Genomic DNA, 12919 nt, shown 5'->3' on the forward strand with positions numbered 1-12919 from the left:
TGTTCCCGTCGGCGCCGGGTGCGCTGACGAGACCCCCACCACGGCTGTCCTGGGACTCGCACGCGCACCAGCGCCCCGAATCCCCGGAGGACGAGGATGGTCCCCCCGACGACGACGCCTCAGCGCGGCAAGCAGCGCCGAGGTGAGGGGCAGTGGGCGCTGGGCTACCGCGAGCCGCTGAACCCGAACGAGCGGAGCAAGAAGGACGACAACCCGCTCAACGTCCGCTCGCGGATCGAGAACATCTACGCCCACGGCGGCTTCGACTCGATCGACCCGGCCGACCTGCGCGGCCGTTTCCGCTGGTACGGCCTCTACACCCAGCGCAAGCCCGGCATCGACGGCGGACGCACGGCGACGCTGGAGCCGGAAGAGCTGGACGACGAGTACTTCATGCTCCGGGTCCGCGTCGACGGCGGCAAGCTCACCACGCAGCAGCTCGCGCTGATCGGCGAGCTGTCCCAGACCTACGCGCGCGACACCGCCGACATCACCGACCGGCAGAACGTGCAGTACCACTGGATCCGCATCGAGGACGTGCCGACGATCTGGCGGAAGCTGGAGGACGCGGGCCTGACCACGATGGAGGCCTGCGGCGACAGTCCGCGCGTCATCCTCGGCTCCCCCGTGGCGGGCATCGCCGAGGACGAGCTGGTCGACGGCACCCCCGCGATCGACGAGATCCTGCGCCGCTACATCGGCGACCCGCGCTTCTCGAACCTGCCGCGCAAGTTCAAGACGGCGATCTCCGGCCTGCCCGACACCGCGCACGAGATCCACGACGTGGCGTTCGTCGGCGTGGACCACCCCGAGCACGGCCCCGGCTTCGACCTGTGGGTCGGCGGCGGCCTGTCCACCAACCCGATGATCGGCAAGCGGCTCGGCGCGTGGGTGCCGGTGGACGAGGTGCCGGACGTGTGGGAGGGCGTGATCAGCGTCTTCCGCGACTACGGCTACCGCAGGCTGCGGCACCGCGCCCGGATCAAGTTCCTGGTCGCCGACTGGGGGCCCGACAAGTTCAGGGAAGTTCTCGAGAACGAGTACCTCAAGCGCAAGATGATCGACGGCCCGGCGCCGGAGAACCCCGCGACGCCGCGCGACCACATCGGCGTGCACCGGCAGAAGGACGGCCTGTGCTACGTGGGCGCGGCCCCGATCGCGGGCCGGGTGTCCGGCTCCACGCTGGTCGAGGTGGCCAAGGTGGCGGAGCGCGCGGGTTCGGGCCGGGTCCGGCTGACGCCGCAGCAGAAGCTCGTGGTGCTCGACGTGCCCGAGGCCGAGGTGCCGAACCTCCAGGCGGACCTGGCGAAGCTGGGGCTGCAGACCGAGCCGTCGCCGTGGCGGCGCGGCGTGATGGCCTGCACCGGCATCGAGTTCTGCAAGCTCGCGATCGTCGAGACCAAGGCGCGCGCGGTGGACCTGGTGTCCGCGCTGGAGTCGCGGCTGGCCGACGTCGTGGCGGGCGTGACCGAGCCGATCTCCGTGCACATCAACGGCTGCCCGAACTCGTGCGCCCGGATCCAGACCGCGGACATCGGGCTCAAGGGCCAGATCGTCACCGACGCCGACGGCAGGCAGGTCGAGGGCTTCCAGGTGCACCTGGGCGGCGGGCTCGGCCTGGACGCGGGCTTCGGCCGGAAGCTGCGCGGCCACAAGGTCACCGCCGCCGAGCTGTCGGACTACGTCGAGCGCGTGGTGCGCAACTTCGTGGCCGGGCGCGAGGCCGGCGAGCGGTTCGCGCAGTGGGTCGCCCGAGCCGACGAAGGTGACCTGAAGTGAGCGAGCGGGCCACCCCCTTCTACTGCCCCTACTGCGGCGACGAGGACCTCCGTCCCCAGGAGGAGCCCGGCCACTCGTGGCTGTGCGCCTCCTGTCGCCGCGTGTTCACCGTCAAGTTCGTTGGTCTCAACCTTCCTCAGGAGGTGCAGCGATGACCGCCCCCACCCGGGTCGAGGAACTGAAGGTGATCGCGGAGGCCGCTTCGGTCGAGCTGGCGGACGCCGGCCCCGAAGAGGCGCTCGCGTGGACCGCCCGCACGTTCGGCGAGAGCTGGATCGTCGCGTCGAACATGCAGGACGCCGTCCTGGTCGACCTGGCCACCAAGGTCAAGCCGGACGTCGACGTGCTGTTCCTGGAGACCGGCTACCACTTCGCCGAGACCATCGGCACGCGGGACGCCGTCGACCTGGTCTACCCCGGCGTGCACATCGTCAACGCCGCGGCCGAGCAGTCGGTGGCCGACCAGGAGGCGCGGTTCGGCCTGCTGAACCAGACCGACCCGGGCCGGTGCTGCCAGCTCCGCAAGGTCATCCCGTTGCAGCGCACGCTGAAGAACTACGACGCGTGGGTCACCGGCGTGCGCCGCGTGGACGCGCCGACCCGGGCGAACACGCCGATCGTGATGTGGGACGAGCGCAACGGCCTGGTCAAGGTCAACCCGATCGCGCCCTGGTCCGACGACGAGTTCAACGCCTACATCGCCGAGCACGGGATCCTGGAGAACCCGCTCGTGCAGGCGGGTTACCCCTCCATCGGCTGCGCTCCGTGCACCGCGAAGCCGCTGCCGGGCGCCGACGCCCGCAGCGGCCGGTGGGCGGGCCTGTCCAAGACCGAATGCGGGTTGCACGGATGACCACCGCGACAGCTCTCGACACGTTGGGCCGCCTGGAGTCCGAGGCGATCCACATCTTCCGCGAGGTGGCGGGCGAGTTCGACCGGCCGGTGATCCTCTTCTCCGGCGGCAAGGACTCCACCCTGCTGCTGCACCTCGCGGTCAAGGCCTTCTGGCCGGCGCCGGTGCCGTTCCCGCTGCTGCACGTGGACACCGGGCACAACTTCGACGAGGTCATCGAGTTCCGCGACCAGGTCGTGGCCCGCCACGGGCTGCGGCTGGAAGTCGCCAAGGTGCAGGACTACATCGACGACGGCCGGCTGGCCGAGCGCCCCGACGGCACGCGCAACCCGCTGCAGACCGTGCCGCTGCTGGACGCGATCACCGGCCACAAGTTCGACGCCGTGTTCGGCGGCGGTCGCCGGGACGAGGAGCGGGCCCGCGCCAAGGAGCGGATCTTCAGCCTGCGCAACTCCTTCGGCCAGTGGGAGCCGCGCCGGCAGCGCCCGGAGCTGTGGAACCTCTACAACGGCCGCCACCGCCCCGGCGAGCACGTCCGGGTGTTCCCGCTGTCCAACTGGACCGAGCTGGACGTGTGGCACTACATCGCCCGCGAGGGCATCGAGCTGCCGTCGATCTACTACGCCCACCGGCGCGAGGTGTACCTGCGCGACGGGATGTGGCTGGCGGAAGGCCCCTGGGGCGGTCCTCGCGAGGGCGAGGAGAAGCTCGAGAAGACCATCCGCTACCGGACCGTCGGCGACGGGTCGTGCACCGGCGCGGTCGAGTCCGACGCCGCCGACATCGAGGCCGTCATCGCCGAGGTGGCGGCCAGCAGGCTCACCGAGCGCGGCGCGACCCGCGCGGACGACCGGCTGTCCGAGGCCGCCATGGAAGACCGCAAGCGGGAGGGCTACTTCTAGATGAGCGACCTGTTGAGGTTGGCGACGGCGGGCAGCGTGGACGACGGCAAGTCCACGCTGGTCGGCAGGTTGCTGTACGACACCAAGTCGGTGCTGGCCGACACGCTGGACGCGGTGCACCGCGCCAGCGCCGACCGCGGCCTGACCACCCCGGACCTCTCGCTGCTGGTGGACGGCCTGCGCTCGGAACGCGAGCAGGGCATCACCATCGACGTGGCCTACCGCTACTTCGCCACGCCCAAGCGCTCGTTCGTGCTGGCCGACACCCCCGGCCACGTGCAGTACACCCGCAACACGGTGACCGGGGCGTCCACCGCGCAGCTCGGCGTCCTGCTGGTCGACGCGCGCAAGGGCGTCATCGAGCAGACCCGGAGGCACGCGGCCGTGCTGGCGCTGCTCGGCGTGCCGCGACTGGTGCTGGCGGTCAACAAGATCGACCTGGTCGACTTCGACGAGGTGACGTTCGCCCGCATCGCCAAGGAGTTCACCGCCCACGCCACCGCCCTCGGGTACGCCGAGGACGCCGTGGTGGAGATCCCCGTCTCCGCCCTGGCGGGCGACAACGTGGTGGAGCGCTCGGCGCGGACGCCCTGGTACGACGGCCCGACGCTGCTGGAGCACCTGGAGTCGGTGCCGGTCGAGCCGGACGCGCACGACGCGCCGTTCCGCTTCCCGGTGCAGTACGTGATCCGCCCGCGCACCGCCGAGCACCCGGACTACCGCGGCTACGCGGGCCAGGTCGCGGCGGGCACCGTGCGGGTCGGCGACGAGATCGCCGTGCTGCCCGCCGGGCTGCGCTCCACGGTGACCGGCATCGACACCGCCGACGGCCCGCTGCCGGAAGCCGCCGCGGGCCACTCGGTGACCCTGCTGCTGGCGCACGACCTCGACATCTCCCGCGGCGACCTGATCGCCACCGCCGGGCAGCCGCCGAGGGTGACCGACGAGTTCGACGCCACGGTGTGCTGGCTGTCGGAGAAGCCACTGACGCCGGGGGCGCGCGTGCTGGTCAAGCACGGCACGCGGACCGTGCAGGCGATCGTCACCGAGCTGCGCACCCGGTTCGACGAGCAGAAGCTCGGCAGCACCGACGCACCGGACTCCCTGTCCCTCAACGAGATCGGCCAGGTGTCGGTGCGCACCGCCGAGCCGATCCCGGTGGACGACTACACGAAGGACCGCCGCACGGGTGCGTTCCTGGTGATCGACGCCGCCGACGGGAGCACGTTGGCCGCCGGGCTCGTGGGCGCGCCGCTGCCGGAGGTGGACGGCGTGGACAGCTGTACCGAGGGCGGCGACGCCGCCCTGCCCGACAACCACGCCCTCGTCTCCCCCGGTCCCTGACCCAGAAAGGCCACCGCCGCCGTGAGCAGCCGCATCCTGACCAAGTCCCTCGCCATAGCCACCGCCCTCGTCGCCCTCGCCGCCTGCTCGCGAGCGGACACCGGAGTCGACAACGCCGCGCCCGCGCAGGACAAGGGGGCGGCCGCGGAGATCCGCCTCGGCTACTTCCCCAACGTCACCCACGCCGCCGCGCTGATCGGCGTCGACAAGGGCCTGTTCACCAAGGAACTCGGCAGCACCAAGCTCACCACCCAGACGTTCAACGCGGGCCCCGAGGCGGTGAACGCGCTGCTCGGCGAGTCGCTGGACGCCACGTTCATCGGCTCCGGCCCGGCCATCAACGCCTACGCCAAGTCCAAGGGCGAGGCGGTCCGGCTCGTCTCCGGCGCCACCTCCGGCGGCGCGCAGCTCGTGGTCGCGCCCGACATCGCCTCGCCCGCCGACCTCAAGGGCAAGGTCATCACCACCCCGCAGCTCGGCAACACGCAGGACGTCGCGCTGAAGAAGTGGCTGTCCGACGAGAAGCTGGCGGTCGGCGCGGGCGCCGACCAGGTCAACGTCACCAACACGGAGAACTCGCAGTCGCTCGACCTGTTCAAGAAGGGCGACGTGCAGGGGGCGTGGGCGCCGGAGCCGTGGTCGTCGCGGCTGGTGCTCGACGCGGGCGCGAAGGTGCTGCTCGACGAGAAGGACCTGTGGGAGGGCGGCAAGTTCCCGACCACGGTGCTGCTGGTGCGCACCAAGTTCCTCCAGGAGCACCCGCAGACGGTCGAGGCGCTGCTGCGCGGCCACCTCGCGGCCACCGACTTCGCGCTCAACAGCAAGGTCGAGGCCAAGCAGATCGTCAACAAGGCGCTGAAGGACCTCACCGGCAAGGCGCTGGGCGAGCCGGTGCTGGACCGGGCGTTCGACAACATCGAGCTGACGGTCGACCCGCAGGCCAAGAGCTTCCCGCAACTGGCGAAGGACGCGGTGACCGCGGGTGTGGCGAAGGAGGCCGCCGACGTGGCCGGGCTCGCCGACTTCACCCTGCTGAACAAGGTGCTCTCGGCGGCGGGCAAGCCGACCGTGGACACCGCCGGGCTGGACAAGAAGTAACTCGAGGAAGGCAGGCACACCATGACCGCCACGCTTGAGACCCCCGCGGCCGTGTCCGACGTGGACGCCGCAGTGACCTTGTCCGGGGTGCGGAAGGTCTTCGGCCACGGCCCGGCCGGCGTCGTCGCGCTCGACGGCGTCGACCTGTCGGTCGCGCCGGGCGAGTTCGTGTGCCTGCTCGGCGCGTCCGGCTGCGGCAAGTCGACCTTGCTGAACCTGGTCGCCGGGCTGGACGCGCCCACCTCGGGCACCATCGAGCTGACCACGTCACGGCCCGCCGTGATGTTCCAGGAAGCCGCGCTCATGCCGTGGCTGACCGCGGCGCGCAACGTCGAGCTGCCGCTGCGGCTGGCGGGCCTCAAGCGGGGTCCGCGCCGGGAGAAGGCCAGCGAGCTGCTGTCGCTGGTGCGGCTGGTCGGCGCGGGCCACAAGCGCCCGCACGAGCTGTCCGGCGGCATGCGGCAGCGCGTGGCGCTGGCGCGCGCCCTGGCGTCCACGCTGGGCAGCGCCGAAGCGGGCACGCCCGGCCTGCTGCTGATGGACGAGCCGTTCGCCGCGCTGGACGCCATCACCCGCGACGTGCTCCAGGCGGAGCTGGTGCGGGTGTGGCGGGAGACGTCGACGGCGATCCTGTTCGTCACCCACGACGTGCGCGAGGCCGTGCGGCTGGGCCAGCGGGTCGTGCTGCTGTCCTCCCGGCCCGGCCGCGTGGTGCGCGAGTGGTCCACCGTGGACTGCGACGAGCCCGCCGTCATCGAGGACATCACGACCCACCTGCGAGAGGTGATCAGCGGTCATGCCGCAGCTTGACACAGACCTCGCGGCGGTCGGCGCGGGTCTGGACGCGCTGGACGCACCGTCGCAGGAGCGGCGGCCGTCGTTCGGCCGGCGGTTCGTCCGGACCGCCGTGCCGCCGTTGATCGCGTTCGCCCTGCTGCTGGGCGTCTGGCAGGCGCTGTGGGCGGCAGCGCTGTGGCCGGAGTACCAGCTGCCGTCGCCCTCCTCGGTGTGGGCGGCGGTGGCCGAGGCCATCGAGACCGGCCGGGCGTTCGAGGTGCTGTGGACCTCGGTCAGCCGCGCCGTGCTCGGCTTCCTCACCGCCGTGGTGATCGCCACGCCCCTGGGGCTGCTGATCGCCAAGGTGCGGGTCGTGCGGGCGGCCATCGGATCGCTGTTGACGGGCCTGCAGTCGCTGCCGTCGGTGGCGTGGGTGCCGGCGGGCATCCTGTGGTTCGGCGCGACGCCCACGACCATCTACTTCGTCGTGCTGATGGGGTCGGTGCCGTCGATCGCCAACGGGCTGGTGTCCGGCGTCGACCAGATCCCGCCGCTGCTGCCGCGCGTCGGCCAGGCGTTGGGCGCGGGTCGGATGGCGGCGGCCCGGCACATCCTGCTGCCCGCCGCGCTGCCCGGCTACCTGGCCGGGTTGAAGCAGGGGTGGGCGTTCTCGTGGCGGTCGCTGATGGCGGCGGAGATCATCGCCACGTCGCCGCAGCTCGGCGAAGGGCTCGGGCAGTACCTGCACAACGGGTCGGCGTTGAACGACATCTCGATGGTGATCGCGGCGATCTTCCTGATCCTGCTGGTCGGCGTGGGGATCGAGCTGCTGGTGTTCCGGCCGTTGGAGCGGGCCGTGCTGCGGGCGCGCGGGTTGACGGGTGCGCTGTGACCGCGTTGGTGGCCGTGGCGCACGGCAGTCGTGATCCGCGTTCGGCGGCCGTGGTGCACCAGTTGTTGGACGTGGTGCGGGCGTTGTCGCCGTCGGTGGACGTGCGCGGGTCCTTCCTGGACCTCTCCGCGCCGCTGCTGGGTGACGTGCTGCGCGGGGTGTACGCGGACGGTCACCGTTCGGCCGTGGTGGTGCCGTTGTTGCTGGGCAAGGCTTTCCACGCGCGGGTGGACGTGCCGGGCGCGGTGGCGGACGTGCGGCTGCCCGGCTTGGCCGTGACGATCGCCGACGTCCTCGGGCCGGACCCGCGGCTGGAGTCGGCCGCCCTGCGCCGCCTGGCGTCGGTCGGCGTCCGTTCCCGCGACCGCACGCTCGGCGTGGTCCTGGCGGGCGCGGGCTCGTCCCACGCGCCGGCGAACGCCCTGGTGTCCTCCATCGCCGACCGCTGGGCCGCCGGCTCCGGCTGGGCGGGCGTCGAGGCGGCCTTCGCCTCCTCCGCCACCCCCGACGTGCCCACGGCGGTCGCCCGCCTGCGTGCCCGAGGCGCGCGCCGCATCGCCGTGGCGTCCTGGTTCCTGGCCCCGGGCTTCCTCCCGGACCGCGTGTCCCGCCTGGCCGGCCCCGACGCCCTCATCGCCCCACCCCTGGGCCCGGACCCCGAAGTGGCCGAACTGATCCTCCACCGCTACCACTCGGCCCTGCCGACCCCCCTGGCCGCCACCGCCTGATCGGGTCGCTGCTGCACAATACCCCCCACTATAGGGGGTATTGTGTAAGTCTTGGCTGTCAGGAGGCTGTCATGGCAGGGGAGCTTCGGGACTGGATACCGGTCCGCACGGCTGCGGACCGGTTGAGGGTCTCGCCTGAGCAGGTTCGCGAACTCGTCCGATCCGGCGACCTCGATGCGATCAAGCCCGGTCGCGATGTGCTCGTGCGTTCCGAGGCGGTCGAGCGTCGGGCGACCGTGGTGAAGCCCAAGGCCGGACGTCCGTTGTCGCCTTCGATGGCATGGGCCGTGCTGTGGCTGGCGTCGGACGTGAAGCCACCCTGGTTGTCCTCGTCGGAACTGGTCCGAGCCCGACGCCATGTCCGCCGACCGCTGTCGGAGTGGCCTCGACTCCTGGCCGGACGGGCTCAGGTGCACCGGGCGCGGATGCCCGACGCCACTCGGAAACGTGTCCGGTCGCTGACCGGCGTCGCAGTCGGCGGACCGTGGGCGGCCCGGCTGCACGGCGCCAACCTGGTGCTGCCGGACGGTGAACCTGATGAGTGGTACCTCGCTCCAGCAGCCTTCGACACCTTGCGGACGATGAAGGGCATCGGCTGGCAATCGGCCTCACCCAATGTGGTGATTCGCGTCGTGCCCGACAGCCTGCCGGCCGCACTCGTGTCGCAGATCTTCCACCACGTCACGGTCTCGCGCGGAACTGCGGCGGCCGATCTGCTGGACCTCGGTGACGACCGGTCCCGCCGTGCTGCGGCCGAACTGTTGGGAAGGAACGACTAACCTGTCGGCGCATGAGTTCCGACAGGTGGCCGGACCTTCGAGTGCTTGGTTCAGCCGACTTGCCACGGCTGCACGACGACGCGTTGTGGCCCACCCTTTTCACGCTCTCCGAGCGCCTACCGACCGAGCACGCCGTGATCGGCGGCATCATGGTCTACCTGCACGGTGCGGTCGTGGGGCGACGACCGAGCCGGGTGACCAGTGACGTCGATGTGCTGTTCAACGTCGAGATCCAGCCATCGTCGCTGAAAGAGGCCGTGGCGGTGCTGGGGGAGTTGGGCTACGAGGTCGCGCAGGACAGTCCGGTCGAGTCGACGCATCGGTACCTCGGGCCCAATGGGGAACAGGTTGATGTACTGGCCCCCGCCGGGGTGAGGCCGCCACCGGATCTGGAGACCACTCCCCCAGGTCGGACCGTCCCTGTTTACGGCGGTCGCCAAGCACTGCTGCACCGCGTCGTCATCAAGGCAGCCTTCGACGGGCGGACAGCCGAGGTCGTGGTGCCCGACCTGGCCCGCGCCTTGACGATCAAGACGGCCGCCTACGGCGACCACACGCGCTCACGCCCTGCGGAAGCTTTCCTCTCGCGGCACTTGCTCGACCTTGCGTTCCTGGCCTCCGTGGTCGAGGACCCCGGTGGGATCCTCGAAGCGCTCGGCCCCGTGCCGCCGACGGGCCACCTCGACCAAGCGGCAGTCCTCGACGATCCTTCCCATCCCGCCTGGTCGGGTGCCGGAGAGAACGCGGAGGACGCCCAGCTGACCTGGGAGGTGCTGCGCCACGGGCTATGACACCCCCGCGACCTCTAGAGCTCATCCGCGTCCAACGCCTCCACCAGCCGTTCCATCACCCTGAGCGTGGTGCGCAGGTCGGCGAGGTCCACCTGGGCCGAGATGCGGTTGGTGAAGGCGTGCTGGGCCCGGGCCAGGCGGGAGATGGCGTCGTGGCCCGCGGTGGTCGGGTGGAGCAGCTTGGCGCGCTTGTGGGCCGGGTTGGGCAGGTACTCGGCCAGCCCCTTCTCCACCAGCAGGTCGGCGATGCGTTGCACGCTCTGCCTGGTCAGGCTCATCTCCCGGGCGATGCCCGACACGGGCAGCGGTTCGCGCAGGACGGCGCCGAGGACCTGCCACCACGCGGCGGTCAGGCCGACCGGTTTCGTCATCACCTCCGCCGCCTCCAGGAACCCGCCGTAGAGGCGGAACGTGCGCATGACGACCTCGGTCAGCACGTCCCCCGCCTCGGTGCGGGGCTCGACCCCGCTCACGACACCGCGGCGACGAGCTTGCCGAACCACGACGGGTCGCCCGTCCGGTACAGGCCGTACCAGGCCTCCAGCACGGCCGGCTCGTACAGGTCCAGCTCCACGAAGATCTCCCGCGCGAACTCCAACGCCGACGCCGCGCCCGCCGTGATCACGCCGTCCGCCCGCACCGCCCGCTCGCCGCTGAACAGCGGCGCACCGGTGTACCCGGGCACGGCCGCCAACTGCCGCACCGTGTTGCCGCCGTGCGGGCGGTCGTTCAGCAGGCCCTCGGCGGCCAGGCCGACGGTCGCGCCGCAGATCGCCGCCACCGGCACGCCCGCGTCGAGCCACCGCCGGGCCGCCGCCCCGAACGCCGCGTTGCCACCGCTCTCCCACGTGTCCGCGCCGGGCAGGATCAGCATCGCGCTGTCCGCCGGGTCGACGTCGGCCAACGCCAGGTCCGGCGTGATCCGCAGGCCGCCGATGGAGGTCACGGGGTCGAGCGTGGCGCCGACGGTCCGCACCCGGTACCGGCCGGGCGCCTTCTGGAACTGCGGCAGGTTGATCTGCGCCGTCGCGTACCCGAACTCCCAGTCGGCGAGCGTGTCGTAGAGGGCGAGGTGGACCGTCTCCGTCTTCATGACAGTATCCTGTCATTTTGACAGGATGCTGTCAACGACACGGGATCGTAGAGTGCGGCCCATGGCAGACGAGCTGGTCCACTACGAGGTGCGGCGTGGCATCGCGACGATCACGCTGGACTCCCCCCACAACCGCAACGCCCTGTCCGCGCAGCTGCGCGCCGAGCTGACCGGGCACCTGGAGACCGCGACGGCCGACGACGCCGTGCGCGTGATCGTGCTGAGCCACACCGGACCGGTGTTCTGCTCGGGCATGGACCTCAAGGAGGCGGGCGGCGCGAGCGCCGACCAGCAGGGGGTCAACGAGTTCCCGGCGATCCTGCGGCAGCTCTGGACCAGCCCGAAGCCCGTGGTGGCACGGCTGGCGGGCCCGGCGCGCGCGGGCGGCGTCGGCCTGGTCGCGGCGTGCGACATCGCGGTCGCGGCGGACACGGCCACGTTCGCGTTCAGCGAGGTCCGCATCGGCGTGGTGCCCGCGGTCATCTCGGTGACCGTGCTGCCCCGCCTGCTGCCCCGGGCCGCGCACGAGCTGTTCCTGACCGGCGAGACGTTCGCCGCACCGAAGGCCGTCGCCATCGGCCTGATCAACTCCGCCGTGCCCGCCGACGGCCTCGACGCCGAGGTCACCCGCTACACCGACATGCTCGCGCTCGGCGCGCCGACCGCCCTGGCCGCCACCAAGCGGATGCTCCAGGAGCCCCGGTCCGCCGACCTGGGCGAGGTGTTCGCCGACATGCTGGCCCTGTCCGCACGGCACTTCGGCGGCCCCGAGGGCCAGGAGGGCATCGCCGCGTTCGTCGGCAAGCGCAAGCCCTCGTGGGTTCCCCGCGACGAGACCGGCGCCGAGGACTGACGGGCCTCAGTCGGTGTAGACGACGGTCAGGACGCGGTCGCCCAGCTCGGCGGTTCGGGCGGCCGCGTCCGCCAGCACGGCTTCCACGGCGTCGTTGCCGCCCTCCCACTCCAGCACGTGCTCGCCCTCGGGCAGCCACGACAGGTCGGTCAGGCAGTCGTACAGCGCGTCCAGGTTGTGGCCGAACCAGCCGGGGAAGCTCAACGCCTCCGCGATGGCCCCGATGGCGGCCTGCTTCGAGTGCGCGCCCCGGCGCACCACGTGCCGGTGGCTCATCCGCTCACGTCCACGACGACGAACGACTCGTAGTGGTCGGCCGTGTAGTACACCTCGTCGGACGACCCGGTCACGAGCCGCCGCGCGCCGCGGTCGTCGCTGCCCGGCGTGGGCACGGTGTACTCCCGGTAGTAGTCGGACGGTTTGGCGGGCAGCACCTTCTCGCGGTTCTGGAACGTCACGCCGTCGTTGCGCGGGTACGGGAACGGGCCGCCCTTGCCGATCAGCTCCCACGTGGCCTTGACCTGGGCGGGCAGGCTCGACAGCGGCTCGACCGGCAGCCCCGAGCCCGCGCCCGGCACCGAAGCCGAAGACGACGACGAAGACGACGAGGGCGGCGCGGGGTCCGACGACGTGCCGGTGAGGTCCTTGGCGAAGTAGCCGACCACGACCAGCGCGATCAGGCCGAGCAGTGCGACGGAGAGCCGCCGGGCGGGAGTCACGGACGCAGAGCCTACGAAGGCTTGCCCGCGTCCACCTCCCGGGGCTGGTCGGCGTCACCCGCCGGACCGACCTTGGGCACCGGGTTGAACCTGGTCGAGGCGTTGTCCACGAGCCGGTCGATCAGCCGGGCCACACCCAGGGACAGCGGCAGCAGCACGCACATGAGCAGCGCGAACTGGAACGGGAACGCCAGCTGCGCCAGCCACAGCTCGACCCCGTCCCACCACTGCGCGAACGCGTCAACCACGCCGTCGAGCCTAGTCCCGTGACGCGCTTCACCGCACACGGATCACTACCACTCGGTAAGTTG

General features: G+C 71.6%; 17 protein-coding genes. 12 read left to right on the forward strand and 5 right to left on the reverse strand.

What is annotated here, in order from left to right:
• Positions 1 to 96: 96 nt before the first annotated feature.
• The 11 genes from EDD40_RS15700 to EDD40_RS15750 all read left to right on the forward strand — a co-directional run bounded on the left by EDD40_RS15700 (position 97) and on the right by EDD40_RS15750 (position 9943).
• Positions 97 to 1779: a nitrite/sulfite reductase gene (locus EDD40_RS15700; RefSeq protein WP_123743577.1), complete on the forward strand. Its 1683-nt coding sequence runs from the start codon at positions 97 to 99 to the stop codon at positions 1777 to 1779.
• The gene (locus tag EDD40_RS43600) at positions 1776 to 1934 is read left to right on the forward strand and encodes an Insertion element protein (RefSeq protein ID WP_123743578.1); all 159 of its coding nucleotides are present in this window, start codon (positions 1776 to 1778) and stop codon (positions 1932 to 1934) included. Before EDD40_RS15700 ends, EDD40_RS43600 begins: the two co-directional genes overlap by 4 nt.
• The gene (locus tag EDD40_RS15710) at positions 1931 to 2632 is read left to right on the forward strand and encodes a phosphoadenylyl-sulfate reductase (RefSeq protein WP_123743579.1); all 702 of its coding nucleotides are present in this window, start codon (positions 1931 to 1933) and stop codon (positions 2630 to 2632) included. Before EDD40_RS43600 ends, EDD40_RS15710 begins: the two co-directional genes overlap by 4 nt.
• Positions 2629 to 3534 carry a sulfate adenylyltransferase subunit CysD gene (gene cysD / locus EDD40_RS15715; protein WP_236594745.1) on the forward strand — a complete coding sequence of 302 codons (906 nt, stop codon included), beginning with the start codon at positions 2629 to 2631 and terminating at the stop codon, positions 3532 to 3534. Before EDD40_RS15710 ends, cysD begins: the two co-directional genes overlap by 4 nt.
• Complete coding sequence (locus EDD40_RS15720; protein WP_123743581.1) at positions 3535 to 4878, forward strand: sulfate adenylyltransferase subunit 1; 1344 nt, start codon at positions 3535 to 3537, stop codon at positions 4876 to 4878. It abuts the gene before it with no gap.
• 21 nt (positions 4879 to 4899) lie between these two features.
• Positions 4900 to 5976 (forward strand): ABC transporter substrate-binding protein, encoded by a 1077-nt coding sequence (locus EDD40_RS15725; RefSeq protein WP_123743582.1) that lies wholly within the window; start codon positions 4900 to 4902, stop codon positions 5974 to 5976.
• A gap of 21 nt (positions 5977 to 5997) precedes the next feature.
• Entirely contained in the window at positions 5998 to 6786 is a 789-nt protein-coding gene (locus tag EDD40_RS15730) for an ABC transporter ATP-binding protein (protein ID WP_123743583.1), read from the forward strand.
• A complete protein-coding gene (locus EDD40_RS15735) occupies positions 6773 to 7645 on the forward strand; it encodes an ABC transporter permease (RefSeq protein ID WP_123743584.1) in 873 nt (290 codons plus the stop codon). The genes EDD40_RS15730 and EDD40_RS15735 overlap by 14 nt, the downstream gene beginning before the upstream one ends.
• A complete protein-coding gene (locus EDD40_RS15740) occupies positions 7642 to 8373 on the forward strand; it encodes a sirohydrochlorin chelatase (protein WP_123743585.1) in 732 nt (243 codons plus the stop codon). The genes EDD40_RS15735 and EDD40_RS15740 overlap by 4 nt, the downstream gene beginning before the upstream one ends.
• A 71-nt stretch (positions 8374 to 8444) precedes the next feature.
• Positions 8445 to 9152, forward strand: coding sequence for a helix-turn-helix domain-containing protein (locus tag EDD40_RS15745; RefSeq protein ID WP_123743586.1), 708 nt, complete (start codon positions 8445 to 8447; stop codon positions 9150 to 9152).
• Positions 9153 to 9163: 11 nt separating this feature from the next.
• Entirely contained in the window at positions 9164 to 9943 is a 780-nt protein-coding gene (locus tag EDD40_RS15750; RefSeq protein WP_148088814.1) for a hypothetical protein, read from the forward strand.
• 14 nt (positions 9944 to 9957) lie between these two features.
• On the opposite strand, the gene EDD40_RS15755 is transcribed toward EDD40_RS15750, so the two are convergent.
• Both EDD40_RS15755 and EDD40_RS15760 read right to left on the reverse strand, forming a co-directional pair.
• Positions 9958 to 10416 (reverse strand): MarR family winged helix-turn-helix transcriptional regulator, encoded by a 459-nt coding sequence (locus EDD40_RS15755; protein WP_246037681.1) that lies wholly within the window; start codon positions 10414 to 10416, stop codon positions 9958 to 9960.
• The gene (locus EDD40_RS15760) at positions 10413 to 11036 is read right to left on the reverse strand and encodes a DJ-1/PfpI family protein (protein ID WP_123743588.1); all 624 of its coding nucleotides are present in this window, start codon (positions 11034 to 11036) and stop codon (positions 10413 to 10415) included. Before EDD40_RS15760 ends, EDD40_RS15755 begins: the two co-directional genes overlap by 4 nt.
• Before the next feature lie 61 nt (positions 11037 to 11097).
• On the opposite strand from EDD40_RS15760, the gene EDD40_RS15765 reads away from it, so the two are divergent.
• A complete protein-coding gene (locus EDD40_RS15765) occupies positions 11098 to 11889 on the forward strand; it encodes an enoyl-CoA hydratase-related protein (RefSeq protein WP_123743589.1) in 792 nt (263 codons plus the stop codon).
• Positions 11890 to 11895: 6 nt separating this feature from the next.
• Here the strand turns inward: EDD40_RS15765 and EDD40_RS15770 are convergent, their stop codons facing one another.
• From EDD40_RS15770 to EDD40_RS15780, 3 genes are read right to left on the reverse strand one after another with little or no spacing between them, the layout of a single operon-like run.
• The gene (locus tag EDD40_RS15770; RefSeq protein WP_123743590.1) at positions 11896 to 12165 is read right to left on the reverse strand and encodes a barstar family protein; all 270 of its coding nucleotides are present in this window, start codon (positions 12163 to 12165) and stop codon (positions 11896 to 11898) included.
• Entirely contained in the window at positions 12162 to 12608 is a 447-nt protein-coding gene (locus EDD40_RS15775) for a guanyl-specific ribonuclease (protein WP_123743591.1), read from the reverse strand. Before EDD40_RS15775 ends, EDD40_RS15770 begins: the two co-directional genes overlap by 4 nt.
• 11 nt (positions 12609 to 12619) lie before the next feature.
• Complete coding sequence (locus EDD40_RS15780; protein ID WP_123743592.1) at positions 12620 to 12856, reverse strand: hypothetical protein; 237 nt, start codon at positions 12854 to 12856, stop codon at positions 12620 to 12622.
• Between the last annotated feature and the right edge of the window lie 63 nt (positions 12857 to 12919).

Source organism: Saccharothrix texasensis (assembly GCF_003752005.1).
Lineage (GTDB): Bacteria > Actinomycetota > Actinomycetes > Mycobacteriales > Pseudonocardiaceae > Actinosynnema > Actinosynnema texasense.